17 protein-coding genes are annotated in these 25028 nt (G+C 57.4%); 5 read left to right on the top strand and 12 right to left on the bottom strand.

Annotation, left to right across the window (positions count from 1 at the left end; all coding sequences use genetic code 11):
• The first annotated feature begins 54 nt into the window (after positions 1 to 54).
• Positions 55 to 447 carry a hypothetical protein gene (locus tag P3T42_RS36190; RefSeq protein ID WP_429308729.1) on the top strand — a complete coding sequence of 131 codons (393 nt, stop codon included), beginning with the start codon at positions 55 to 57 and terminating at the stop codon, positions 445 to 447.
• A 275-nt stretch (positions 448 to 722) separates the two neighbouring features.
• Here the strand turns inward: P3T42_RS36190 and P3T42_RS36185 are convergent, their stop codons facing one another.
• Positions 723 to 875 (bottom strand): hypothetical protein, encoded by a 153-nt coding sequence (locus tag P3T42_RS36185; RefSeq protein WP_429308728.1) that lies wholly within the window; start codon positions 873 to 875, stop codon positions 723 to 725.
• A 45-nt stretch (positions 876 to 920) separates the two neighbouring features.
• Positions 921 to 1406, bottom strand: a complete 486-nt coding sequence (locus P3T42_RS36180) for a tetratricopeptide repeat protein (RefSeq protein WP_429308727.1) — start codon at positions 1404 to 1406, stop codon at positions 921 to 923.
• A gap of 395 nt (positions 1407 to 1801) precedes the next feature.
• On the opposite strand from P3T42_RS36180, the gene P3T42_RS36175 reads away from it, so the two are divergent.
• Positions 1802 to 2536: a hypothetical protein gene (locus tag P3T42_RS36175; protein WP_429308726.1), complete on the top strand. Its 735-nt coding sequence runs from the start codon at positions 1802 to 1804 to the stop codon at positions 2534 to 2536.
• Positions 2537 to 3307: 771 nt separating this feature from the next.
• Here P3T42_RS36175 and P3T42_RS36170 read toward each other — a convergent pair.
• The 10 genes from P3T42_RS36170 to P3T42_RS36125 form a co-directional block, all read right to left on the bottom strand.
• Complete coding sequence (locus tag P3T42_RS36170) at positions 3308 to 4444, bottom strand: helix-turn-helix domain-containing protein (protein ID WP_429308725.1); 1137 nt, start codon at positions 4442 to 4444, stop codon at positions 3308 to 3310.
• Complete coding sequence (locus P3T42_RS36165; RefSeq protein WP_429308724.1) at positions 4441 to 5037, bottom strand: hypothetical protein; 597 nt, start codon at positions 5035 to 5037, stop codon at positions 4441 to 4443. Before P3T42_RS36165 ends, P3T42_RS36170 begins: the two co-directional genes overlap by 4 nt.
• A gap of 629 nt (positions 5038 to 5666) precedes the next feature.
• A complete protein-coding gene (locus P3T42_RS36160; RefSeq protein WP_429308723.1) occupies positions 5667 to 8582 on the bottom strand; it encodes a DEAD/DEAH box helicase family protein in 2916 nt (971 codons plus the stop codon).
• Positions 8572 to 10395, bottom strand: coding sequence for a hypothetical protein (locus P3T42_RS36155; RefSeq protein WP_429308722.1), 1824 nt, complete (start codon positions 10393 to 10395; stop codon positions 8572 to 8574). Before P3T42_RS36155 ends, P3T42_RS36160 begins: the two co-directional genes overlap by 11 nt.
• Entirely contained in the window at positions 10388 to 11749 is a 1362-nt protein-coding gene (locus P3T42_RS36150) for a hypothetical protein (protein ID WP_429308721.1), read from the bottom strand. The genes P3T42_RS36155 and P3T42_RS36150 overlap by 8 nt, the downstream gene beginning before the upstream one ends.
• A 292-nt stretch (positions 11750 to 12041) precedes the next feature.
• Positions 12042 to 13748: an ATP-binding domain-containing protein gene (locus P3T42_RS36145; protein WP_429308720.1), complete on the bottom strand. Its 1707-nt coding sequence runs from the start codon at positions 13746 to 13748 to the stop codon at positions 12042 to 12044.
• 2 nt (positions 13749 to 13750) lie between these two features.
• The gene (locus tag P3T42_RS36140; protein ID WP_429308719.1) at positions 13751 to 18568 is read right to left on the bottom strand and encodes a sacsin N-terminal ATP-binding-like domain-containing protein; all 4818 of its coding nucleotides are present in this window, start codon (positions 18566 to 18568) and stop codon (positions 13751 to 13753) included.
• A gap of 232 nt (positions 18569 to 18800) precedes the next feature.
• Positions 18801 to 19031 carry a tetratricopeptide repeat protein gene (locus tag P3T42_RS36135; protein ID WP_429308769.1) on the bottom strand — a complete coding sequence of 77 codons (231 nt, stop codon included), beginning with the start codon at positions 19029 to 19031 and terminating at the stop codon, positions 18801 to 18803.
• A gap of 6 nt (positions 19032 to 19037) precedes the next feature.
• On the bottom strand, positions 19038 to 19541 hold the full coding sequence (locus P3T42_RS36130) for a tetratricopeptide repeat protein (protein ID WP_429308768.1): 504 nt from the start codon (positions 19539 to 19541) through the stop codon (positions 19038 to 19040).
• Between the two features lie 605 nt (positions 19542 to 20146).
• Complete coding sequence (locus tag P3T42_RS36125; RefSeq protein WP_429308718.1) at positions 20147 to 21523, bottom strand: hypothetical protein; 1377 nt, start codon at positions 21521 to 21523, stop codon at positions 20147 to 20149.
• A gap of 534 nt (positions 21524 to 22057) precedes the next feature.
• Here P3T42_RS36125 and P3T42_RS36120 point away from each other — a divergent pair.
• From P3T42_RS36120 to P3T42_RS36110, 3 genes are all read left to right on the top strand, one after another.
• Entirely contained in the window at positions 22058 to 22402 is a 345-nt protein-coding gene (locus P3T42_RS36120) for an H-NS histone family protein (RefSeq protein WP_429308717.1), read from the top strand.
• A gap of 582 nt (positions 22403 to 22984) precedes the next feature.
• Complete coding sequence (locus P3T42_RS36115; protein ID WP_429308716.1) at positions 22985 to 23572, top strand: hypothetical protein; 588 nt, start codon at positions 22985 to 22987, stop codon at positions 23570 to 23572.
• 35 nt (positions 23573 to 23607) lie between these two features.
• Positions 23608 to 24972 (top strand): rolling circle replication-associated protein, encoded by a 1365-nt coding sequence (locus tag P3T42_RS36110; RefSeq protein WP_429308715.1) that lies wholly within the window; start codon positions 23608 to 23610, stop codon positions 24970 to 24972.
• The last annotated feature ends 56 nt before the right edge of the window (positions 24973 to 25028 follow it).

Genomic DNA, 25028 nt, shown 5'->3' with positions numbered 1-25028 from the left:
AATATCTGGATGCGCGCATATGTTCTCCGGCCCGCCACCACGATGAGCTACTGCATGGACCCGCTGACCCTCGCGTTGAAACAGAAGATTGACGACCTGGTAACGATCGACCGGGCTCGCCAGTCTGCCATTCCCAAGGCCGGAATCGACTACTTCAGCTCCGACCAACCTCACGTTGAAGCACGTCGGCAATCCCACGAACATAGACTTGCACTCTCCGCCGTGCTGGAAACGCTGGACAAGAACGAATTGCGCGTCATCGTCGCGCTAACCATGTACGGCAATCCAAATGGATCGTTCGACGACAACGCCAGCATCGGCAACGCACTGGCAGATGCTACGGATTTCATCGAGACGACACCTCGTGATCACGTGCTTGATTGGTTATCGAAGCATGCCTTCTCGCGGTATCTGCAAGCGGCTCTCCAGCATGCCGGCATACAGTAAGCCAATCTCCAGCCACCACGATCATCGGTCATCCCTGTCCTTTGCTGGCAGGGCTTAATCAATTGCCTTGGGCGTGCCACGCCCCAGCGTCAGCGTGCGGGCGCCTTTCGTCGGCTTTACGCGAATCTGATGATCCTGGTCGTCCGTACAATACTCGACGCAGTATTTCACGAGTTTCTCGAACTGCTCCCAATTGGAGCAATCGCCCGGATCCAGCGCCCATCTGCCACAACGTCGCAGGTAGTCCATATCACGCCGATCACGCGAATCGAACGTCAGACCCGGCCAGCCCGTGACGCGATGCCAGCGGTCAGCGCTCGGATCTTCAGCGCATCGAAATCGGACAGCGTCACCTTGTCCGCATCGAAGAGGGACAGCGCATGATAGCGGTTCGCGTGATGTGGACCATCGTTCTCCATCGTGGCCACATACATCACCATGTGCTGGAACAGTGCAGCATCAAGAACCCCATGTCATTCGTCTTGAAACTGGCGACTGACGACAGTGTGCAATGCCTCTAATGCGCCCGGAGCGCCTAGATTGGCTGCTTCGAATAACCAATGCGCCGCTTGCTCGTTCGATTGAAGGACGCCCTTGCCTTGCGCATAGCAGCAACCCAGCTTGAACTGTGCGCCGACGTGCCCTTGCTCCGCTGCCGAGCGATACCACGCTGCGGCGTCCTTGTATGAGCGCTCAACGCCGCATGCTTCTTCGTAACATACGGCGAGGTTATGCTGAGCTTTCGCAAGCCCGTGGTCAGCAGCCGCTCGAAACCAATGCACTGCAATCGGCCAGGACTGCGCCACACCGAGGCCGTGCGCGTAGCACATACCGAGATTGCATTGCGCTAACGCATAGCCTTGCACAGCAGCACTTTGATACCACCCGGCTGCTTTTTGCCAAGACTTCGGCACTCCATCTCCTGTGCTGTACCGCATCGCCAAAATCGAATTGGGCATGCACTTCGCCGGACTCAGCATCTTCCGGCAAGAACGTCACTTCATCTGCATTCGGCGTCACCGTAATACTCCTCGAAATTTGCTCAGAGCCGCGACAGCACTGTCACGCTCATGGCATTACGGTACGCAGTAGAAAATTACCCAGCTGGATCCTGCGCGAGCTCGTCCACGTCATCACTTGACGACGCCGATGCTCTACTCGAAACCTGGCGCACCGAGCACAGCAAAGGCCGATAGAGCCACGTCTTGGGCCACTGACGGGACTCGTACCGGTTCGACGGGGGGGGTAGATGCGCCCGAATCCACCGAAAGCCTTGCAGAGTTTCTACACTCTGCAAGGCAACGCCACAGGGGGCCATGCCATCCATTCCTATACGACGCCATAGTCCCAAGGAATGTCATCGGACCGGTCCGCGTTCCACGTTTCGATCGTCAAGCCCGATTTTGAGCTTGCCGGGTATGTTGCGGGCGACTTGACAACAAATGGGAATCAATGTAATTTGGCTTACACTGAAAAACGTCGTGAGCGTTACGATGAAGTTCTCTGTAAAGTGGATAAAATTATGGCAAGTACAGACCGGGAAAGGATGAGCGCGCAGCGCAAAGCCCGCACCGACGCTGGTTGGGTCGAAATACGCTTATGGGCGGCGTCCGAAGCTGACGCCGTGAAGATCAGAACTTACGCGGAGGAACTTCGCATGCAAACGTTAGAACCTGCTCTGCGCCGTATCGGGCGCGAGCGAAAGATGTCGCCTGCTGTCATTAGCCGAGCGCTAGACGCGTTCAGGGCTCAAGGATCGCGCGAGTACGTCACGCCGTCGGGTGCGACGCTTGAGCTGCTCTCGGATCTAGCACGCGCGCAGCAGCTGCGTGACGCAAATGGTGTCTTTGAGATGTTCGCGCTCGCACACCCGAGCAATGCTCGCCATGTTTCCGGTCAGCTACCCGCCAAGGTGGTGAACCATTTCATCATGAGCAAACTGGATTTTCGTGGCGTTGAGCGCCTGATGGCTTGGCAGAAAAAGAACCCGCAGTGGTCGACAGAGATTCAGACGGCGCTGGATAACTTTTCTCTCGAAGCATGGGCGGGGACGGCAGTTGAGCAAATCCGCGTCGTTAAACTCAGTTAACGGTTAAGCCGAAGAATGTACGCCTCGCGAGTAACTGGGCACGCCCCTCGTCAGGGGCGTTCAACAACGCCCGCTTCTGGCTACACGCTCTTGTTCGCGTTCTGTCCAGCGTTGCTCCGTATCGAATGCGGATAGACTGCGGACATCGCCGGCTCGTAGCCGAAACGATCTGGCGATTGGAACAGGTCGTTTGTCGGTCGCGCCACCAGAGACTCAACGTTCGTCCGTACCACTCGACGATTGCGCGGCCGCCCCTTCTTCGTCCTAAAAACACAAAGCTTCGACAAGCTTCGGATATCTCCCCTGGCTGCTGCCCCTTGTATCGCAACTGCATGACCGCTTTCGGAGTCCTTCCGGCCGTTCAAACGTTTGGGGCCTCGTCTCGGCAACCGTCACAGAATGGCCCGACAAGCGTCTGTTGGCGATCAGTTTTCCTGATTTCCCCCGCTTGACACGCTGATCGTTCGAGTCGCAGATTGGAGCTGCCGAGGGATCGGAGCCTGTGACAAATCTAACTCGCAACCTGGGATCCGTTGCCGATAAAGCCTTTACGATATTCGATGTCCTATAGTCCGCCGAATTGACAACCTGGAGAGCTGGCCGCCGGCATACATCTCAACAGTAGAGAGTGGCTTATAAGCCGGGAAAAATGTCCGTAGCGATGATAGGCTGGCGGAGCGAGCGATACCTGTTCGTGCCACCACATCCTGCAACAACCAGACGCATTTCAACGATCGCCAACCATGCTCCGCCCGCGTCAGTTTTATCTGCTCATCGATAACGAGACGCCCCATTGCGTGTATCGCGGCCTACGAACATCGGCACAACGTTATCGGGTTTCGCCGAGAACGCTCCCTCATCGAATCTGGCAGACAGGAGCTCATCCAGTAAGGCTGTCTGAACAAGCATCTCCTGGGCAAGGACGGCGCGCGAGATACCGAAAGCTTCACGCAGCATCTGCATGCTGTCAGCGATCAGGTCTGGCACCTCGAGAGGCATTTCCCGGTCCTCATCTTCACCGCGTGCTTCGCCCCGTCGAGTCAGTCCAATCACTCCACTGCGATACTGCTCTTCGGAAAATATGCCGAGCTGCTTGCCACGGTAGAGAATTGCAGCCTTCGACACTCCCCACCTACGCTTGATGTCAGCGAGTACGGGCCAGTTTAGCCGTGTGCCTCGCAGCGCAGTGCGGCATTCCGCCGCGAAATAACGACGTGGCATAAGAAAGGCACTCGCAAACCGGTTCGCCTGAGACTCCGTAATCTTGTCGCCAGTCTGTACTCCGATGTGCAGGCAGAAATGGCCAATCTCGTGCGCAATACCAAAGCGCGAACGACATGCAGAACGACTATCCGGGTTCATGGCAATGACAGGCCGGCGCGTCGCGAAAGAAATTGCATCGATTTCCAGCGCCAATCCCGTAATGGGCATCACCACAGCGCCTGCATTCTCCGCGACGTGCGTCATGTTCCGAATGGGTCCGAGCCCCAAGCCCCAGTGCTCACGGGCACGTTCTGCCGCGAGCTCAATCGTCTCAAGACTCGACGCATCGCCCTCTTCAAAATCATATCTGGGCAACTCAAGATGCTCGTCCATGACGTTGACCATGCGCTTCAGAAACTCCCCCCTCGCCCGTGCGGTCTGGTGCAACGCCACTTTGGTCGTCAGTTGCTTTCTGAAATGACATTGCTCGTCTGCAATGGGCATAGGGTCCGGCTCGATGAAAAATTCGGGCAGCACAACGAGCGTGTCGCAGAATTTAGAAACGAGCGCAGACGTCGGCACATCGACGCCCGACTCGACCCGACTGAGAAACTGCTTCGAGCAACCAATCCGGTCGCCCAGTTCCTGCTGGGATAGCCCGTGAAACAGCCGGGCAGTGCGCAGGTTTGAACCGTTGAATGTCATGTTGCGTCGGGCATTGCAGCGTTGTCGGACTCGGTACGCTTGGGACCAACCGGGGCTTTGCCGATATCTTTCGCCGGCGGGGTTTCGGCAGAAACCACGTGAAGCGCCTTGATGCCGTCAGACACCCAGCGGCACTTCACGACGCCCATCATGTCTTCACCGATGAACACCACCTGAGGATCGTCCGCCTCAGCATAGCCGCCATCAAGAATGAAGCAAAACTTGCAAGGCACGCCGCTCTCCACCTCATCAAAGAACGACTGCTGGATCGGCGTTGCGTCGAGGACCGCGGGCTTGGTCGGATTCACAGGGTCGTCCGTCGCAAAGCGGCACGGAATGCCGTCAATGGAAAAAACGAGATCGTTCCCGGCATGGCGCAACTGCAGCCACTCATATTGCCCTGACAAAGCGACGGACTTCAGCCGGTTTTTCTGCCGACCAAAACGCGTCGTACCACGCGTGTAGCCATCGTCAAACTCGCTTTGAAGATCCGTCACGGTTGTGAAATGTTCGGCGATGAGAATGTCCGCGACAATCTCAAGGCGATCGGAACGCAGGGCTGAATGAAATACTTCCGGATGCGGCAGACTCATGAGCGCGTAGCCTTAAAATGTGCAAATTCCGGGAAACGTCAACCGGATTTTTGTGCAAATTTCGGAATCCGTCAACTGAAATTTAGCGTCAGCTATTTCCGAGCATGTCGCCAGACCCGGCTCTACCCTGCTATCCGCATCAAGCCGGCTATTAGAGTTGTGAATAAATGCCGCGCGGCAAACGCAACTGATCCACATCTAAATTGTGGCGACGCACGTGAGCGCAACGCTTCGCACTCGCGACAAGGATTTCCCCGTTCGGCTGTGCCTGGCCGCCGACGACTCATGCCGAGATGACTGCAGCCGTCTTCGCCTAGCTGCGCGCCATGCCAAAGCGATCAGAGTACAAACGGTTCAACTGGATAGGCCTAGATTTTGCGCACGCGACGAACTTGCGGATCGATGTGGATAGCGTCAAGCAGGACTTCCGGTTTACCGGCAAACATCTTGGCCGGTCGGACGAGGTAATTGTCGCTGAGTCACGGGGGCATGGTTGTCACTCCGTTGCTGCTTGTCGTGCAGCCAAAGACGCGGCGGCGCGTATCAGAGTCGAGTAGCCGCTCGCTACGGCACTCACTGACACAACATAGTGAATGAGCTTCTCCCTAACAAGCTCCAGCTAACACCCATCAACCCTTCGGCCGTAGGGAAATCGAGAATTCGCTCAGCAGTCGAAAGCGCCGCTCCCGCTCCTCCGGACTGTGTTCGTCCAGCGCGCTCATCCACGTGCGCTCGTCAGCCAACGGATCCGGCGCGCCGATGAGCAGGTCGTCGTAGTGCATGCGCTCCAGGCAGCGCTCCCACGTCGCATGCTGCGCTGTGAACGGCAGATAGAAAACCTCGCTGCGCGGCCGATTCAGCCGTTCGCCGTCGTGCATCACGACGAAGTCGGGACTCAGGCCCTCGTCATCAGGCACAACGTGCTGTACGGCTTTCTCGATCTGCTGCTCCGCCATTCGTACTTGCAGCGAGCGAAAGCGGTCCAGCCGGCCCTCTCGCTGACGCAGGATCGCGGGATTGCCGGGTGGTGTCCAGTGGATGATGGAATCGCAGTAGCGGTGAAAATCGAGCCCTTCCTGACCCACGCTGGTTGAGGCAAGTACATAGGGCGGAAATGGAGAATTGAACGCCGTGCGCAGACTTTGCGTGCTGATTCCCGTGTTGCCGGGCGCTTCAGTGGTTTCTTCGGGCTTGCGGTCGTGGAACGATCGAATGAACTTCGTGCCGACGCTGCCCCGCTTCAGAGACATCGCCGAGATCATTTCGGCGAGCACTTGTGTGCCGTTGCACCCCGCGCGTGCTAGAACATCGGCGAAATCCTCTAGGGTCTCGCGAAGTCGATACCGGTTCGCGTACCATAGCGCGAAGCGCACGAATTCACTCCATCGATGGGGCAGCCCCTTGGCCGGGATCCTCGCGTGTTTCTTGAGCACCTGCGCTTCCGGTGCGGCGAACAAGTGCAATAGCGATTCTCCGAGCCGGAGTGCATTCTCCTCAAAAAATTGGAGAGCTTTCTCTTCGGACACGTTCCGGCGCTTGGCATCTTTGCCACGCCGACCACGCTGAACCCGGACGACAAGCGCGGCGGCCAGGCCCGGTGACCAAGCGTCAATCCTGCCTTCGATGATAGCAAGCACATATTCGCGAAAACGTGGACTCGCAGGAATGCCGCTTTTTTGCTGCATGAGCGCCCTGCGCGCCTTGATGGCATGTTCGAACTTCTCGACGCCTTTGACCAATAGCGCATCGATTTCCATTATCATCGGTACTGCGAACTTTTCACGCTCAATAAGCGTCTTGAGTTCCAGCTTGCGTCCGGTGATGCGTTTGGAGAGTTCGTCTCGGTCCAGCTCCCAGAAAAGAAAAGGGTAGAACAAGGGAAAATGGATGCTTCGGTCTAAATTCTTCACTCCGGTCGTGCGGTCTTTTCCTCTGGATGCCAGCGGGAAGAAACCCAGCACGCTGCCGCTGAACCGCGAAGTGCCTTTGACGCTGGAATGCAGCCGCTTCATCACCGAGCAGATCTCTTCGGGCACGAAGCGGAACTCGGAGAAAATCAGACGCTTTCGCCCTCGCAATGGCGTCTCGGGCCATAGCCATAAGGGCGGGCGATCTAATGAATGCAAGCGGTCCCTGAAGTCAAATGAGTCTCGCAGGTGGTCTCGAAGACGCTGAACCTTCCAGTGCTCTTTTGGCAAGTTGCGAATCTCGTGTCCCTTGAGCCCGTCGTAGCCGGCCTCAGGGAAAGTATGGCCGTCCATCCACATCGCCGTCACGGGAGAACGCAAGTCGCGCGGCTTGCTAAATCGGCGTAGAAATTCCTTTGCCGATCCCGACTCGAATACCGAACTCCATTGCGGCGCTTCGTCGTTCTTGCCTCCCTCGGGTTTTACTTTCGGACGCTCAGTACGCACGCAATAACGTCGAAGTTCCACTTCATATGCAATGCAACGGCGGCTTGCCTCCGCCTTCAGCATCTGGAGGTCGTCTGCAGCGTCGTGTCTCAGCAGCTTTTCGATTGCGGCGACAAAGGCCACTTGCTTGTCCTTCAGGCACTGATACTCCGTTTCGAAACGCTCCTTGTCCCAAAAGAGTTCAATCAAACGTTTCAAATCGCTGGACGTGACATTCTCGCCGCTACCCCGCAAATCACGATAGTCGACAGTGAACGGTGTCGCTGATACGAACAAGACTTTGGAGCGTTTGGCCTTGCGCAATGTCGCAAGCAGGTCCGCCACCAGGCGCTCATGTGGCGCGCTCGTCTGCCTGGGCTCGAAGCACGTAGACTTGTACTTATGCCATTCATCAAAGACGACCAAGTCTGGCAGCGTGTGCGCCACCCTCACGAGATATAACGCAAGCGACTGCCGGATCCGAGTGACGAGCCGGCGCCTCGCGTTAAGCGTTGACGAGTCGGTGACATCCAGAGCGTTGATGTCATCGAGAAAAGCGCTGAAGTCTTCTCTGCACTCGGCGCGCCACTGATAAAGCGCACCTAGCTTTTCCTGGCTGGTGTATCGAGTGGCGATTCGGCCTTCGAAATCCTTGTCCATCGGGCGCCGTAGGCACCAGAAGAAGTGATTGATCCTCGACTTCACTTCCTCACTGCGCCAAATGCCAAACAGGGCGGCCAGATATGCGCGCTCCTCCATTTTTCCCGGCCCTCGGATCTTGAAAGAGGTATCGGGACTCAGTCCGATCACAAAAATGTTTTTCTTCTTCGGGTCGTGTTCGGCCAAGACCAGCGGAACCTGCGTGATGCGCGAAATCACTGACTTCACGTTGTAGGCATCCGCGGATTTGAGTTCGGCTTTGAGATGCCCGACGATGCTATCCAGGTTCTGGTCGAGCAGTTCGATCGACGGAGCAACATAGTAGATCACGAACGGGTTCCTGTCGGAACCGTCATCGATTAGCGCGCGCGCGACATCGGCGCATACGAGGGTCTTTCCCAGACCCGTTTCGTCCGCCAGTGCGTAGGCGCCTTTCTTCAGGTGCGCGAGCACTTCACGGACTGTCTTGCTCTGGAAATTCTTAAGCTTCATGGAGCACTCGGTGGCATTGTTCGATGGCTTGGATCGCGTCACTGAATGCTCCCGTGCTCAGTCGCGGATCGCTCGGCTTCAACTCGAGCAGTCGCTCGACTCGCGCGATGGTCGCGCTGAACTCCACTCGTGATCGGCGCTTGAGCTTGCCCATGCGATACAGGTAACGCTCCAGGCGCAGTCCACGCATGAAGCGGGCGATGTCGTCATCTTCATCGCGAATCCCTTTGGACTGGCCGCTGTGTCCATCAAGCGAAAACTCCATCAGTCGGGCCAGCGATTGAACGAATTCGGATGGCGTGTAGGACAGGCACCTCAACTTCTCCCTGCCATTGAAAAAGCGAACATCGAGATCGAGCACGAGATGAACTTCCGCTCCCGTGTCACGATCTCGGATACGCAGAATGGGAGAGAGAAAACAGAGCAGTTTTTCGTCCCAGGGGACTCGCACCGGCTCGCCGGTCGGCAAGCCCTGCTCTTGCCACACCATGACGTGATCGAGGTCCTCGTGCTGCTCGACCAAATCCTGGCTCACCTCGATGCTCGTGACCTTGTCGGGGTTGCTCACCGGAAGCTGAAAGACGTAGCACAAGTCCTGACGATGGAAGTCGTAATCGACGTCGGCGCGAATGCCGCTCAGGTAGTCGAGTGCCCTGTCGATAGCATCATTCTCGCGCGGTGTGGCGCCCCGCTCGCCAAGCGGGTTGGCATGACTGATCGTCAACTGCTCGAACCTTGCGAACGGTCCTGTCACGGTAACGAGCACCTCGGCGTTCGGACGGCAGTTCGGCACGTCGATTGCCCAGCCATCGGGTGTGCAATTCGACGAACCGAACGCCAGCAAAGCGTCACGGCCTCTCTTGAACAGATAGATTTTGGCGTGCGATTGATGCGGCTCCAGGCTGCCGTCGCTGCTGTGATAGAACTCGTAAGCGATCCGCTTGTCGCCGGAGATTCCGAGTTGCCGGTCGTCGAGGCAACGGATGAAGACCTTCGTCTTGTTGCCGCATAGCGTCATCAAATGATCGAGTGCACCTCTCCTGACCCACGGGCTGTGGATGTGGACACTATCAGGCGCGCCCGCTTTCAGCCATCCCAGCGCGCCTTCGTGCAAAGTCGCCCACGTTGCGGCTCTCACCCCGTCCAGAAATCGCCCCTGCCAGTGGAATTGTGCGTTCGGCACGACGCATCGAAAGCGATCCGACTTCAGCACTTCGAGCGCAGTCCGCAGCGGACCAAGCTTGTTGTGGTTTTTGACCCGAATCGCTTCCCAATCGCGCAGATAGTGCAGGTAAGCCTCGACCTCGCCACAGAATGCGTCCCCTTGCGCGCTTCTCGTTTGCTCGAATTCTGCCACCAGCCCGAACTCGTCGTAGTTCGTCTGGGTGAAGTTCTTGCTGCCGACATAGACCCGCCCCCGGTAGTCACCTTTCACCCCCTTGAACAGCGCGATCAGGACTTTGCCGTGCAGGCTCCCACAGGTGTTGTTGGCGCGCCCCTCCTTCTTGACCACGGCATTCAGGACGAGCTTCTCATGCGGGGAAAAGCTGCCGATTTCCTGAAGCGCGCCATGATGGTCGACGAAGATCAGGCATTTGCTTGCGCTGTCCTGGATCGCATGCAGGATCTCCTCCCTGGATCGGTCCTCCAGTGTAAAACCTTCATCGTTCGCGCGCGGCGTGCTGGCCGCGACCAGGATCGCCAGAAGAATAGACGGATTTAGGCTATAGCTAGTGCCGACCACACATTTCAAGCCATACCCGGGCGGCGGCATCAGGCATTCGAGCAAGCACACTTCGGGAAGGTTAGCCATGACGGGGAGCCTTCGCGATGTCGTCCAGAATGCGATCTGCATTGCCGAACCTGAAGCCGGTCTTTTTAACGTCCAATTCGACGTCGATATCGTCCTCACGGTCTCCAGATGAACGCTGGTGAGGCGCGACCTTGCCTCGCCCTCGCTCTTGGACCACGCGCTCCGCCCTCGCCATCAAATCCCAAGCCAGCGACTGTGCGTCTTTTTTTTCGACCATGTGAACCCATCTGCCGATAAGCGCCTCGTACGAAGCACACCAGACGGCCTCCCATCTGGCGGCATGCCCGGCTGAATGCGCGGTGTGTTTAAGCCAGTCTAACGACATCCGTATCTCGGGCAACGCTTCCCGAACGGTGTCGAGCGGCGGCACACGCTCGGGATCACGCACGATCTCGGCGTAATAATGGCGCCAGTATTTGGTCGCGTTGTCGATATGCCCTGCGGCCAGTAGGTACTCATGTTCCGGAACGTCCGCAAAAACGGCCTGCAGGTCATCGAATGAAACCGATCGCTTGTAGATTTCCCGTAACTTGCTCAGCGTGACCTTGCGCCAGTAAGGCGTGGCCGCCTGGATCCGTCGATAGAGAAACTCGGCCTCTTGAGAGGAGAGTTCGAACCCATGGAAATTTCGCGCAGCCGTGGACTTCACAAATTGACTGCTTGCCGTCGATAACGACGTGTTGGGATCCGCCTCGAACTTCTCCCAGAACGCGACGACCTGCCGTGCCTCGTCCAATGCCCGAGCACCCGTGCTCATCCAGTCGTTTCGAAAGGCATGTTCCCCCCGGAGGCGGGCCGAGATCAGCGCTGTGTTCTGGCTCAGCTGCCGGAACATTCCGAGGACCCTAGATCCGGCGCGATAAATTGCATTGGGATACCGACCGTCCGCCGTCAGGATTGTCACGTAGGATTTCGCAGCCACGGGGCTTCTGCCTTCGTGAAGCCACCGGTTCACCCGACGCTGCCCGAAGGTCCCGTCCTGCTCGTTTTGCAACACCAGTGCGAGCGTCAGGTATTTCTCAATACGCTGTACATGTCGCACGAACTCCTTGAGATATTTGCCGGCCAATTCCCTGCACTCGCGGGCATCACGTTCCGGATCCTGTTTCTCGCGGGGAATGGTTCTGTCCAACGCTAACTGGAGAACTGCGTACGTGAAAAAGTAGTACCGCGCCCGCGAAGTCAGCGTCGAACACCAGGGAAAGAGCAGTTCCGACACGAGATCATTGAGCGGCCCGAACTTCAATTCGTCGACGGTGCCTTTGCCTAGATCACCGGTTGCGCTCTTCACGTTGGCCAATACCTGTTCATTCAGGTACAGGAATCCGGGCTGGTTCAACCCAATCTGTGCCATCTTTGTTTTCCGCTTGCTTGCGAAGTTCGTTTGAGGTCGGACCTTTAAGTACCGGTTGCCAGACCACAGTCTTCGTGGCCGCGCCGGCACCCCAATTTCTTGAGTGACGCCCAACTGGCGACGCTGCGCTAGCCATTCCCCGACTCAACGCAGGCGGGCCGATTTTAGCGGACAAAATCCATACCTCGATGGCCCCGTTCACTTCCGGACGTCCGCAGTTGAGTCTGAGAGCCGACGCTCACTCAGCAGAATGCGCGCCCAGAGAAAGAGAACCGCCCCGAAAGTTTTGTACCTAACCAAACGCGGCTATGACTCGCGCGGAGCCAACCAAGTGGAGAAGCGACTTCGCTCTTGTGGCCCCCACGTAGAGGTACTCCCATTGCTCCTCCACGAGGACCTCATCGCCGACCCAAAGGATGACGACTGGTGCCTCCAAGCCTTTGAAGCGACCCACTGTGTCCACCAAGACAGCGCGGCGTTGATTAGGCGCTTCGATCGCCCATGTGTTCCCGCCGGAAAGTCGCTGCGCCTGAAGCAACGCAAACAAGCGGCCCTTGGGGCGCTTTGCCAGCAGGACGGCAATGTCCTCGGGTGCCACACCATCCGTGAGCAGACCCCTCACGATGTTACCGATGGCCGCCGCTTGCTGTCTTTCATCCTCGAAGATGGTTCGACGGATAGCGTCGCCGGGCAGGTCCGGGTCGTCAATAGCTTCGCCTTTGTAGAAGGCGTAGCCGGCCCGATGAATAGGAATTGTGTTCCGACAGTTCGCGAGGAGGCGGTACGGCTCTCCCTCTACCGGGAGGTTGGCATGCCTACGGTAGAGCGCCTGGTTCTCGTCGATGAAGATGTAGAGTACGCCCTGCTCAGGGTCGCTGAGCAACTCCTCAACCGAGAACCAATAGTCATCGCTGAAGTCCTGCGCCTCATCAACAATCAGCGCGTCGTACTTCGTGTCGAGCACTTCATTCGAACGAGCGAGCGCGAAAGGCATTTGTACTTCGAAGACGTGCTTCTCATCGTTCCCAGGGAATGCGGCCCGAGCTTCGGCGAGCAGATCTATGCCAGCCACTTGGCGAGCCTCGGCGATGCGCCTGTCGCATAACTGATGGAAGCTCAGGACGGTGATGCGAGGTTGGTCCACAACGCCTGCCGCGAGCGTATCAGCCAGTGGTCGGTTGTAGCAGAGCAGCAGAACCGACGGCATGGTCTCGGCCAGTTGCCTTGCTTTCTCGACTGCGATCAACGTCTTGCCCGTGCCAGCGCCTCCGGCGATAACCGCACGCTTGCGGTTCCCAAGAATTCGGAGGACTTTCGCCTGGTTCGTGGTCAACCTAATTCGGGCTTGCTCGGCAGCGTCTAGAACTGCTGGCAGGGCCGGCCGAACCTCCGCCGAGCGACATAGGATGTCTTCCACCAACTGAACGCCTTGAACACCGAGTGGGTCTTCGTTCGCCTGGGTCCAGAAGGCTTGAAGTCGCGCAAGCCAAGGCACAAGCGCTGTGATGTCGATGTCGACGCCGATGAAGGCCCGCTGGCGGTCTGGAGACAGCAGCGGCTGTTCGTTGTGAACGTCTGGGAGCATCACAGCGTGCCCAAGAGTCAGCCGCGCCCCTCTCCACTGGCGCCAGCGCGGATGCCCAAGCAGTTGGTCCTTGAGTGCGTGGCGCTCGTTGTTCGCCTGACGGAAGGGGTCCTTGATGTCATGCACGTTGCCAGCGCGGTCAATAGACTGCCACTGTCCTGTGGCAGCGTCAAAGGAAACGCCCCCGCCTTTGACCTCCACGGCGAAGACGCCACTCTGCGGGACGACGATAGTGAAGTCCGCCTCGCCCTCGAGTAGCCACCCGCGGCCATTGCGATATATCCAGTTGACCGAGTAGATGACAAGAATGTCGTTCGGTAACTGCCGACGACACTCCTCATAGAAGCGGGCTTCGGCTGGCGATCTCAGGCCTCGTAGCTGGTCTTCTGTAAGCGCTGGGAGCATGCGTGCCATGGTCAGTCGTAGCTCAACGTCATCGTTGCCGGGTTGAAGACCTTGCTGAAGGACTGCCTGCCATCCTCAAACTCGATATGCAGTTTGGCGAACTGGCCGGTGCCCTTGACCTTGGTGATGCGCCCCTTTCCCTCTTTCGGGAGAACGACGAACATGCCGGACTCAGGTCGCTGGGGCCGCGCGACGATTGTCTTTGCCATCGCCTTCCAACCTTTGTCAAAGCGAAACTGCGTCGTCAGGCCAAAGGGGTTTTGCACCAGGAAGAGCTGGCGACTGTTCTCGTCGGTAGAGTACTCGACGACACAAAGCCAGTATCGGTCTCCTGCTGAGTGTGCCTTCGCCAGTTCCGTGGGGGTCAGGGCCACGCCTTCTTCGGTCCACGCGCCTCCTTGGCCTTTGACCTCGATGAATTCTTCGTAGCCGTCCATGGCCGCAGCCTTGATGTCATAGCCAGGATTTCCGGGCGGCATCACCTCGACTGACTTCCACCGCGAAGCGGCCTTCTCGAGGAAGTAATTCACCGCAGCCTGCTCAACCGCGCTGTTTCTTCTCGCGATCTCGGGGTTGGAGTCCAGCGTCGGCTGAGTCGCCCGCATCATCGGGTCAGACGCGTCCGCATAGCTAAGAAGCCGCCCCTTCTTAGTCTTCGCCGGTCTCGGCTTGCGCGTGCGGCGCGCCGCGCGCGCGCCTATGCCAGGCGTACCCGCGCCGACGCGCGCCGGTGCGAGTTCGCCTGTCGAAGTCTCACTCGCTCCACTGCTACCGTTTGGGGTGAGTCCTAAAGCGTCATCGCCCCTAGGTGCGCTAGTGTCTCCCTCTCCATCGGCATCATGACGGGCCGCGGGGCCGGAGGGTGGCGTGTTCCAAGGCGAGGTAGTTCCCGACGTACTCGGACCGCCCCGGGCGCGGCTTAAACCGCCTGTTGCCCCAGAGGGCCTTGGCGGCTCGCGCCCCCCGCTCGCGGAACCGGCGGGCGCAGTCACTCCGCCCGTCGAGGACGAGGTTGGAGGAGCGGTGGCAGTGACTGGCTCGCTGCTACTCAGCGGCGGTGGCAGCGCATCTGGCCTATCCGTTGGCGTCGCCTGAATCGGAGAGGCGGCTGCAACGGCCGCTGGTGGTGCCCCTGTCTTGGGCTCACCGCCAGAAGCGTCCGTCACTAGCGCGGGAGCCGGCGCCGGCGGTTCAAGGCCAAGAGCACGTGATAGCGCGAGCGCCTCCTCTGGCGGAAGTGCGCTGAAGTTGCGCAGTCGTAGGTACGCCTCTGCGTCCTGCACTGTAGGTGAAATTAAGACACGACTGATGATGTCGGAAAGCATTACCGGTAGGCGAAGGAGCTTGCGCACTTCCAGCGCCACCTGGTCCAAGTGGGAAGGAGCGTCGCGATGTAATAGAAGCTGCGTGTCTCTCCTCGCGACCGCGCCCGTCGTCCTGCGCACCGATGCGCCGAGCGTCACATCCAAGACTAGGTCGCGGACGATGAAAACTTCTAGATTCTGAAGCGTCTCGAAGAGCTTGTCCTTGATGGCTGTCTCGAAGCGCTCGTGGCTCTGCCCATAGACGACCCGGCCAATGCACATGAACATGTCCCGCAGCCTTTGAGTGATCTGCTCGTCTCGCGTCCCCACGACGCCGGCCGCGACCGCCACCTTCAATGATGACGAAATGGGCCTTACACCAGACTTGGTGAGCAGCTGCGCCACTGCGGGCAACTGTTCTGGAGTGACGGCCAGAAGAGAGACTTCCGGCACGTCTTTGAAGAGTGCCCCATAATCTGATGCATCGTTGAACATCAGCGACGCCGAGTTCGCCACCAGCTTGCCACGGTGGTTGAGGAATAGAGCCTGCGTCTTGAAGCGGGCTACCCACGAAGGCAACGGGCTCGAAGGGTTAGTCGCCGCGAGCGTGCTGAGTTCGCGACTCAGTCGCCGGTAGATGACAAGAGCGATGTCCTCGCGTTCACTTTCCGTCTCGACCGATTCGAGCTCGGACAGTGCGTCCACCCACTTATCCAGTTTCAGCTCGAACGGGACGTGCAACAGCCGAGTGAAGAAGTTCGTGTAGTCGACGTATTGGGCATTGAGAGAGGGATGCCTAGTGTCCAGGAACCGCACGCCCGTGGAACGCCAGCAGGCATCGCTTGGAAGAACCCACGACATCCCTTCGCCTTGCCCGACGGCGATGAGCGGTTCGCTCGTGAACGCGGCTTCAACAGTCTGTCGGTCAGTACCCCACAGGCTCTCAAGTTGGCGGTAGACGCGGCGGATCTGCTCTTTGGTGCTCCCACCCTCGGCGCGAATCTGACGGAGCCGCTTCAAGCAAGCCTTCACGTCGACCTTGTATGTGATACCGCAGGTCGCGAGGAGGCGCTCATCCCAGATGTCTGCGTCTATATAGGTGAGATTCCCACCCAAGAGGTCGCGCACCTCGGGTCGGTCGTGGTACGTCTGCTCGAGCGGCACAGTCACGCGACGCTTCGTCGGGGCGATAGTGGCCCGAAGCCTCGTCGCGAACTGCGTCCTCTGCATTTGGATGTTCGACCGGCTGGTCCGAGCCTGGTACGTGGTAAGCCCATCGAAGTCAGACCAGTGCTTATTGAAGCATTCGAGCGTCGTCCGACGCACGGCTTGATCCTCGGCTTGGAGCAGGGCAGTCAGCTCTTCACTGCACGTCGCGTCACCAGATGATTGACGAACGACCTTGGGAGTTTCCTGTACCCCGATTCGGACAAAGAACTCGCGCCAGCGCTGGAGGTCGGTCATTGCCTCGTCCTTGTCGATCTTGCCACGCGGCCTAACGATGTACTTCTCGGACAGCAGTTTGCCCGGCGCCAGCTTGTCTCCGAGCAAGGCTTCGATGTTGAAGTCCGGGCGATAGTCTTTGCTCAGATAGAGCGAGCTCGGCCGCTCGAAGTACCAAGTGCCGTCGTCTTCGCGCTTGCTACCGAGGTACAGGCCGGTCCGAAGCGCCTCAAGCGCTGACTCTTCCGACTGCGTTTCGCGGGCCTTTGCCAAGTAGGCATCGAGCTTGTCTCGAAGGTATCGCACATGCCCAAGGAGCGCGGCTCGGTCCGCTTCTTTGAACCCGTCTGGTGTGTGATGTGGGAGGACATGGCGTTGGATGAGTTCGTACGGCTTGTCGCGCTGAACGCCTAAGCTGTCCAGCAGACCCACCACGTCCGGAGCGGCCTCTACGGCACGCTCATAGAACTTTCCATCGAGGACGGTGAGCATGTGCTCAAAGCCATATGTCTCGGTGGAACTTAAGGGATAGAACACCGCCTTGCCGCCGGGTACCGCCATGTTGCCGTCGGCCGTGGGAATGCAAGGAATCTCCAACATCGCCGCTACATAGTCGGCCCGCTTCGGTGACTTCGCGATGTAATCGTAGAACCGAACCTTCCACTCGAGGTCCTTGCCCTTCAGCCACTCACCGTGCTTCCCGAAGACGTCGAGCACTTCGGCGATCAGGAGGTTGTGACAGGAAAGGCGCTCAAGTCCGTCTTCTGGCGGCACAAAGCCAGGCGCCGGGTAGTCAGAGCCAAAGAGCGCCACTGCGTCTGCCGACGGGAAGAGCTGCCGGATTGCGGCGGATGCCAACAGGACTTCCGCAGGTTTTCGCCAACTGCCGCCTTCCACTGGGATGCAGGCAACCTCCTTGAGCGCCTCGATGGTCTGGCCGGCCACAGGTGCGAAGAATGGGTCAACAACGTCCCCCTTGCCTGGGAGAAACCGCAAGTAGCTCATCGCTAGCGCGGGATGCGCCTTGAACTCCTCGACGGCGGCTACGAACGCGGAAGCGATTGCGTCCCGAAGACGCCGGTTCCACGGAAGCTCCTCGTGTATGCCCTCGCGGCTGGAGATAAGCACGAAGTCCGCTTGAATGTAAAAGCAGAAGCCGAACTCGCGAATGGGAAGGAAGGCGCAGGTCGGGCATCCTTCGACGGGAGCCGCCGCGTTCTCGATGGACAGTGGGAAAGCAAGGACTACGTCCGACGTTTCAATCTTTTCTCGCTTTGACTCGACGATGTCCGACATTTTCAACGAGAACTTCGACCGTAGGTACCTTGTGCTCTCGCGAGACTCGCCCTCGCCAAGACGCTCGCTGACAACGATCAGTGTGCTAACGGATGCCTCATCTGCCCGCTCGTACCGGACGCTAGTGTGCTTAGTGTGTACCTCTAGCAGGCGAAGCTTCTCCAGAAACAGCAGCAGGGTCGCGTCGATATCCTTCAGTATCTCTGGGCGGAAGTCGTTGCCTGGCTTCGCAGGCAAAACGACCGTCGTCAGTCCATCGGCGTCATCCGAACGGGCTTGAATCCAATGAGGAACGACGTAACCCAACGGGTCCTCTGGGTCCGTGAGGTCGAATCGGAAGTGATATCCATTGGAGTGAATCTCCGGGGTGTCGGTGACTTTGAACACCGACTTGAAGCCAATCCCCTTCTCGCCGATGTAGCCTGCCTTGTTCTTCTTGGAACTCTCACCGGCACTGCATAGCGCTCGAACGTTGGTGGGTGTGAACCCAATTTCATTGTTGGAGACAATGAGCTCTCGCGGGGCCAGACGGAAGGAAAGTGCCGGCGCGACGCCGTGACCATAGTGGTTGTCGTCGGCGTTCTGAACTAGCTCGAGGATGAAGTGCGACTCCTTCGAGTTCAGGTCCTTCGCGACCGTCTCTAAGAGGCTACGGTACTTTCGAACCAGCCTATCCACAACTTTCCGGCCATCGCCTATGAGTTCAGCGCCGATGCCGAACTCATATCGCCTGATGTGCTCTATGACTTCTCTCGGTGAGGTCGGGCCTTCCTCGTCGTTTGCCATGCTTATCGCTTCGTGTTCGGATTGGTGATTATTCGATGGCACTCGCTGCTCCAATCATGGCACCTCAAGGACACAGCGGCAAGCGAGGCAGTCGTCCCCGCTCTCACCCCGCTTCACCTCATTCGGCTCAGGCGTCAGTGCTAAATGCAGGGCTGAAAGCGCAACCTTCGGGGCATCCAGGTCCGGGCAATCGCCCATGCGCATCAACACGCGCCAGAGCGGAGCGTTCATCTTACTCGGTGCCAGGCGCATTCCAGCTTATCCCATCCACCCATGACCCTGTAGGACCACCGCCGCTCCAATAATGCCGCTCGAGAATCAAATGCGCCTCAGCATGCCCCTGCCTCGCCGCCCTTTGGAGCCACCTTGCAGCGTCAACGCCCGATCGCCTCACCCCGTTGCCACTTCCATAGCACCAGCCGAGATTAAACTGCGCATCGACATCACCCGATTCAGCTGCAATGTGATATCACTTCGCCGCTTCGGCCCACGACTGCGAGACACCCCTACCATACGCATAGCACACGCCAAGATTGAACTGGGCCGTGGCGTTGCCTTGCACGGCGGCTTCCCGGTACCACTTCACCGCCTCCACATGCGACTGAGGGACGCCCTCGGCGAGCTCATAGCATCGGCCAAGGCTATTCATCGCCAAAGCGCTTCCCTGTTCGGCGGCTATGCGATACCAATAGATCGCGTCGCTACACGACTGCGGGACACCTTCCCCACTCTCGTAGCACATTCCCAGATTGAACTGCGCCCCGACATGTCCACCTTCGGCCACCCGGCGATAGCAGATCACCGCCTCGGTCATCGATTGCGAGACACCTTTCCCACGTGCGTAGCAGACGCCAAGATTAAACTGCGCGGTCGCCAGCCCCCGTTCGGCGGCCCGACGAAATAGCTTTGCCGCCTCGGTCATTGACGGAGCGACACCCGCGCCGGTCGCATAACACATGCCGAGGTTATGCAACGCCAACCCGTTCCCCTGACTGGCTGCCTTGCTTTACCAATATGCGGCTTCAATCGAAGATTGGGCGAATTTGCCGCCATGCTGATAGCACAAGCCTAAGTGGTACTGGGCGTCCGCGTCACCGGCGTGAGCGCGAGACCACCTGGTCGATGTCCAGTATTGAGTCATATTGCATCATTAATTCCTGAAGTTGCCTTGTGATTGAACAGAGCCCGTGACCGGACGATCAGCGTGAGGCTCGAATTGGGATATGGGAAGAGACAACGATGCGCCGTGGTGGGCACGGGTCATGACATGGCGGCACTCGATAAGAATTTCCCTGAACGGAATTGAATCTCGGTATCCGAATCAGGTACTCGACAACTCGACTAAGGTGATCGAGGCAATCGGTATCAGGCCCGCACGCACTAATCCTGAGTAAATCAGCACCCTATTCGAAGCGTGGATGACGTGTTGAACATCGCTCCCCAACAGAACCTCATATCGGGTGGTGGGCTTTCAGGGCGACGTCCTTGGGGGCCATGCACGGCGAACCTATGCGAAAACCTTACAGAGGCTACTCTGCGCTCTGCAATGGATCGCCCCACCTAATGCGCCATGCATCGCTAGACGACTGCATACTCCCGCGGGATGTCGCCGGAGTCGCCTTTGCCAATCGGCTTCGCAACCACGCCGATTTCATTCCGCACGGCACCCACACCCTTCGAGAAACACGCGAGACACTCATCAAAGTCTGCTACTGGCGTCGCCTTCAAAAGGGAGATTGGTACTCCGGTCTTGCAACGCTTCCTGCCTTTCCTTTTCGCTTCGATCTTCGGCGGCTGACTTGGCCAGAATGAACGGTGACCATCGGGCTTGACCATCTTCATGTAGAAATCAGCTTTCGCAACGTAGGGGACGACCTGACTTTCGAGGTTGCGGAACTTTTCCTCATTGCCCTTTTCCTCATTGTCGTATCTCACGGACCCGATACCGGGCTTCACATACTCCGAGCGAAAGCAGTTGTAGCTGCCGCCTTTGCAATGTGTGATCCGGCTATTCCAGTGACTACAGATCATCTCGGTAATGACGGCGTGCTGACATACGACATCGCCATTGAGGACGACGAGGACATGAAAGTGAAAGCCTTTATCTAGTCCATACTCGAGCTTGATTCCAAAGCCCATACCCTTGCAGGCACCCGCAGGCAGCACCTTGCTCAAGTCACGCTTGAGAAAGCGCCTCAGGGCCTTTCTATGGTTTCTCACATCCTCATAAGTGATCGCCTGCTCGCCAGATAGATCCGGATCGCAATAGTGCTTCGCGTAGCCGAGATCGAAGCGCAACACGGAGAGGTGATGATTCACGTTCAGGCAGGCGAGAATCAAAGACCACAAAGTATCCTTATTCTCAGCAGGCTGCCTCTCAAGGTGGTCTATCCAGTCTCGAAAAACCTGACTATTGCCCTTTCTACGAATCTCCTCGACGACTTCATTCAAATGCTGCACACACTCGGTGAGCCAGGTCGTGCTACTTTGTCGCCAGTCCGGTGCTTCCAGCCATTCATCCTTAGCTGTCGTTGCAAATGACCCACGGCCATTTGTGAACTCCACCTCACGCATGACAGCCTCGTGGAAGAGTCCGAAGTAACGATTGAACTGCCCGATACTCGGATATCTATCCAGGATGCGGTCCAGATCCATCTTCAGACACCGCAGGAAGTACTCGCCGAGCTTACCCATCTCAAGTCTGGAGGTCCGTGGCTTTAACCGGCGATCAACGCTCACGTCTTCCAGATGAAAGAGACGGTACTTTGAGCGGATGACCGCCTTCACGCATTCTGTGATGTGGTGCACGTCACTGGCGATCGTGCCTTCACACGAACCATAGGAAGACACAACGCTGTCGTTGATCAGGTCAAAGAGAAGCGTCTCGAAGGGTCTAGTCTCGAATGACTCTTCGCCAGTGTGTCCGTTACTGTTCAATAGGTTTGCGGTCTTCATATCCATCTCGATTGGTGATTAGTCGTGGCCCTCGTCAATCCCGGAGATCGACTGGAGCACAATGCAGAGCAGGCACGATGAGAACGTGAGCGCTACTCCTCGAATCATTCCGATGAGATGTAAGAAAGTACGGTAACTTGAACGAAAAGGTTATTTGTACTTGACTGACCTATCTATTGAAGGGCGTCTGCTGGAGACTGTCGAAGAGGACGCTGCGGGATCGAAAGGGATGATGACCCGAACAGGTATGCAGAGAGGTCAGGGAACACAGTTACGCTAAGTTGACCGTGTGTTATTGGAATATTGAAAAAAGACAACAACGTTAGATCCGGAATTCATCGTCATGAAAAGAGGCCATTCCTCGATAAGCCAGGATCAGAAATGGCTTTCCCAAGGACATCTTCCTCCAACCAATTCTCGCCAAGTTAGCGTCGCGAACTGTGTGATATGAGCGTGCTTGCTGAGGCAACGTATCTTCTGATAACGTCTACCACTCGCAGTGATTCGATCTAAATCTCAAAGGGGAAAACGTTAATGTCCAAACTGAACGCAATCGACGAAGAAAGGGCAAAGCTCAATGAGCAACTAGCCGAACTGGAAAAGCGGGAAGCGGTAATCCTGGAAGAAGAAAGGCCTGCAACCATCGCCCGGATAAACGCCGACATCGCACGCTACAAGATCAAGGCTCAGGACCTCAAATTCGAACCAGAAGGGCACGGGACGCCAAAGCAGTCTAAAACTCCACCAAAGAAGCAGCAGGCACCGGCGAAGTTTAAGAATCCGAACACGAGTGAGACATGGTCCGGCCGTGGTACGCCCCCAAAGTGGATGCCCAAAGATAAAGCCGAGTGGGATAAACTCCGGATCCCCGAAGCTTGAGCGACCCACAAGGGGCGACGTTCCGTGGCTCCCCTTCTTACGTGAGTCGCTCTGCCGTACAGGCACGCACCTTATTCGTCCCTCATGGCGACAACGTTCCATGGCCGGATTGCCCGCAATTCTATCCATACGCGGATGCCTGAATCCGGCCGTTCCTGCCAGTACCTGTTGCCAGCCGTAGCCCCCTTTTCCCATACCTCCACCTGAGACGAAAACCTGATCGAGCCGTGCCGGCAGAGGCTTTCGACGGGATTGATAACGGCCCTACCGGCGACATGGAAAGAGCCTGCAACTTGCGCGGCGGCACCCACCGACCGGCTACACCGCTGCCCGGCGGGGCGCGCTGTGCCTCAGCCAGGTGCTTATAAAACGTTGAATCCCGGCTACATCCTTAGAACGATGTGGTTGGTCCTATTTATCGGATTAAAGCTTGTTATACGGGCAATCTGGAGATCTGAAGAACCATCCCGACCACATCTGGAAGAATCATTACGACATCTCAGTAACAGATACTTGACGGTACAATTTCTATAAGGCAGCATCATGAAAATCAGATACCGATGACGCATAAAACGGATAATCGTGAATTCAATAACAGAACGTGATCTGAAGTTTGCCCACCGCGCCCGCAGCCTGCGCCGACTCACATTGCACGCCGATGGCGGCGCTTTCGAGTTGCGCGTGAACACGGCGGGCGAAGACGAACTGACACTCGTGACGATGCGCAAAGCAGACGGCGCCTCAATTCCCCGCCGCTTCAATAGCCCGCTTGCGGCCTTGACGCTGCTGTTCAAACTTGGCATTCACGAAGTCAATGTCAATCTTGAGCATTGGCGGCCAACGGAGAAAGACACAAGCCGGATCCGGCCAGACAGTGCCGCGCTAATGAAGGAAGCGCACGAAGCACTTGCCGAGAAGAAAAGGACTAAGCCCGATACCTCCGAAAGCACGGATGCGCCATTTCAGGATGATGGGTCGACCATCATCAGCAGGGAGGCTTTGAGCGATGAGAATGAAAAGCCTACACCGCCTCAAAAGAGAGGCATTCAGACAGAAGTTCGTAGCAGGAGACGATACATTCAACGAGATGTCACTCAGCCGAAAGCTGAGTCAGGCGACATTCCTCGCCAGGAGGAAAGCACTTCTGGTGACAATGGACATACGTCCTGATCCCGGCCTCTTATGCTTCTCGACCAGGCGATTCAATGGCAAACAAGTCCCACCTGTCACGGCTCATCGCTGAGCATTGGCGCCGGAGTCGCGACGAAATCAGGCTCGATCGCTCGGGTCTGGTAAGCCGCGCGTCGCTTTTTTTTGCCCACAGCCGGGATGCGCAGGCATTTGCTCCGGGTGAGACGTCCCTTGTGCTGTCGCAACTTCCGGAGATAGTTGAGCTCGCGCGAGGACTCGCAAAAACCCGTGGGCCTCTTTTCGCCGTCGTCCCTACGAAGTTTGCCGGCAAAATGGGGCTTTCAGGAACGCCAGGCTCCCTGATTAAAACTGTGCGTACTGAGTCCGGCGAGGAAATCGGTCTGTACGACTGCACAGGAGAATTCCGCTACGGGATACTATTGAGGCGCTGTCTTCAGACAAAGCTGGAGGCCGCCATGAAGTACCTCCCCCATCATGCATTCCATCCGGCTCTGGGAATCATCGAGCGCCGCTTTCGGCCCTTGCTGCGCTATCGCGAAGATATATTTGCCGATCAGACTCAAGGTCAACTTTATACTTACGCGAACGAAGTCAATCAGGCAGTCGAGGCCATCCGGGCCGATCTGCTTTATGCCGGCTTCCGGAAAGTGTCCAGCGAGTTCATCCGGGCAACCAACGAGAATTTCCGGACCTTGCACGCTTATGTCACCACGCTGTTCAGCAAGCGCGCGACCCTTTGGGTAATTCGTCTCGATCTTGGCTACACAACCTCTCAGGATGACGGGACGGTCAAAAAGCATCGGGAAAGCTTTCTCCGCTACCTTCGAAAGAACACATCTGTCGGGCCACCGTTTGGCTTTTCATGGAAACTTGAGTTTAGTCATAGGGGTTCGTGGCACCTTCATTTTTTACTCTTTTTCGAACCGGTGCCGACTACAACCGCTGAGCAGATCGGCAATCGGTTGGGAGAGCATTGGCTTTCTACGACTCTGAATGCTCAAACTGGGCGCAGTGATGGCGCCTTTCTCAATTGCAATACCATCAATCGCCGCGCGTCTCCGTCTTTCGCCGTGCGGCGGCTAGGCACGGGCACCGTCACGCATAGACAGCTGGGCCCAGGTAGCGGCATCATCAAGGCGATCCAGTACATGACGCAACTGGACTATTACATCAAGCTGCGTCCAGAGAAAGGAATGAAAACGTTCTTCGGTGGAAACAGGACAGCGACGGAAGAAAAGAAATCCACCATTCGTGGGCCGAGGAAACCGCGTCGGAAGTTTGGTGACCAGTTCGCAGAGATCGCGCTCAATTCAGCGATGCCCCGGTATCAGGAACAAACCGAAAAACCGCGCCACGCTAGGCGTTGCGGAAAAGGGGCATCTGCCGATACGTATTCGCAAAAATCAAAAGGTAAATAAGTACTTCGACGCGCAGCGTTGACAAGTCTGGTGGTGGCCCGGATTGCCCACGTTGC

The sequence above is a fragment of the Paraburkholderia sp. GAS38 genome (assembly GCF_050434965.1).
Taxonomy (GTDB): domain Bacteria; phylum Pseudomonadota; class Gammaproteobacteria; order Burkholderiales; family Burkholderiaceae; genus Paraburkholderia; species Paraburkholderia phenazinium_A.
This window is presented reverse-complemented; position numbering and strand designations above follow the sequence as displayed.

Coding starts and splice junctions, on each gene's coding strand:
- P3T42_RS36180 (WP_429308727.1), bottom strand. CDS start 1,406: ATGCCCAATTCGATTTTGGCGATGCGGTACAGCACAGGAGATGGAGTG.
- P3T42_RS36125 (WP_429308718.1), bottom strand. CDS start 21,523: ATGAAGACCGCAAACCTATTGAACAGTAACGGACACACTGGCGAAGAG.
- P3T42_RS36140 (WP_429308719.1), bottom strand. CDS start 18,568: ATGGCAAACGACGAGGAAGGCCCGACCTCACCGAGAGAAGTCATAGAG.
- P3T42_RS36165 (WP_429308724.1), bottom strand. CDS start 5,037: ATGAGTCTGCCGCATCCGGAAGTATTTCATTCAGCCCTGCGTTCCGAT.
- P3T42_RS36190 (WP_429308729.1), top strand. CDS start 55: ATGGACCCGCTGACCCTCGCGTTGAAACAGAAGATTGACGACCTGGTA.
- P3T42_RS36110 (WP_429308715.1), top strand. CDS start 23,608: ATGGCAAACAAGTCCCACCTGTCACGGCTCATCGCTGAGCATTGGCGC.
- P3T42_RS36150 (WP_429308721.1), bottom strand. CDS start 11,749: ATGGCACAGATTGGGTTGAACCAGCCCGGATTCCTGTACCTGAATGAA.
- P3T42_RS36160 (WP_429308723.1), bottom strand. CDS start 8,582: ATGAAGCTTAAGAATTTCCAGAGCAAGACAGTCCGTGAAGTGCTCGCG.
- P3T42_RS36175 (WP_429308726.1), top strand. CDS start 1,802: ATGTCATCGGACCGGTCCGCGTTCCACGTTTCGATCGTCAAGCCCGAT.
- P3T42_RS36120 (WP_429308717.1), top strand. CDS start 22,058: ATGTCCAAACTGAACGCAATCGACGAAGAAAGGGCAAAGCTCAATGAG.
- P3T42_RS36145 (WP_429308720.1), bottom strand. CDS start 13,748: ATGGCACGCATGCTCCCAGCGCTTACAGAAGACCAGCTACGAGGCCTG.
- P3T42_RS36170 (WP_429308725.1), bottom strand. CDS start 4,444: ATGACATTCAACGGTTCAAACCTGCGCACTGCCCGGCTGTTTCACGGG.
- P3T42_RS36155 (WP_429308722.1), bottom strand. CDS start 10,395: ATGGCTAACCTTCCCGAAGTGTGCTTGCTCGAATGCCTGATGCCGCCG.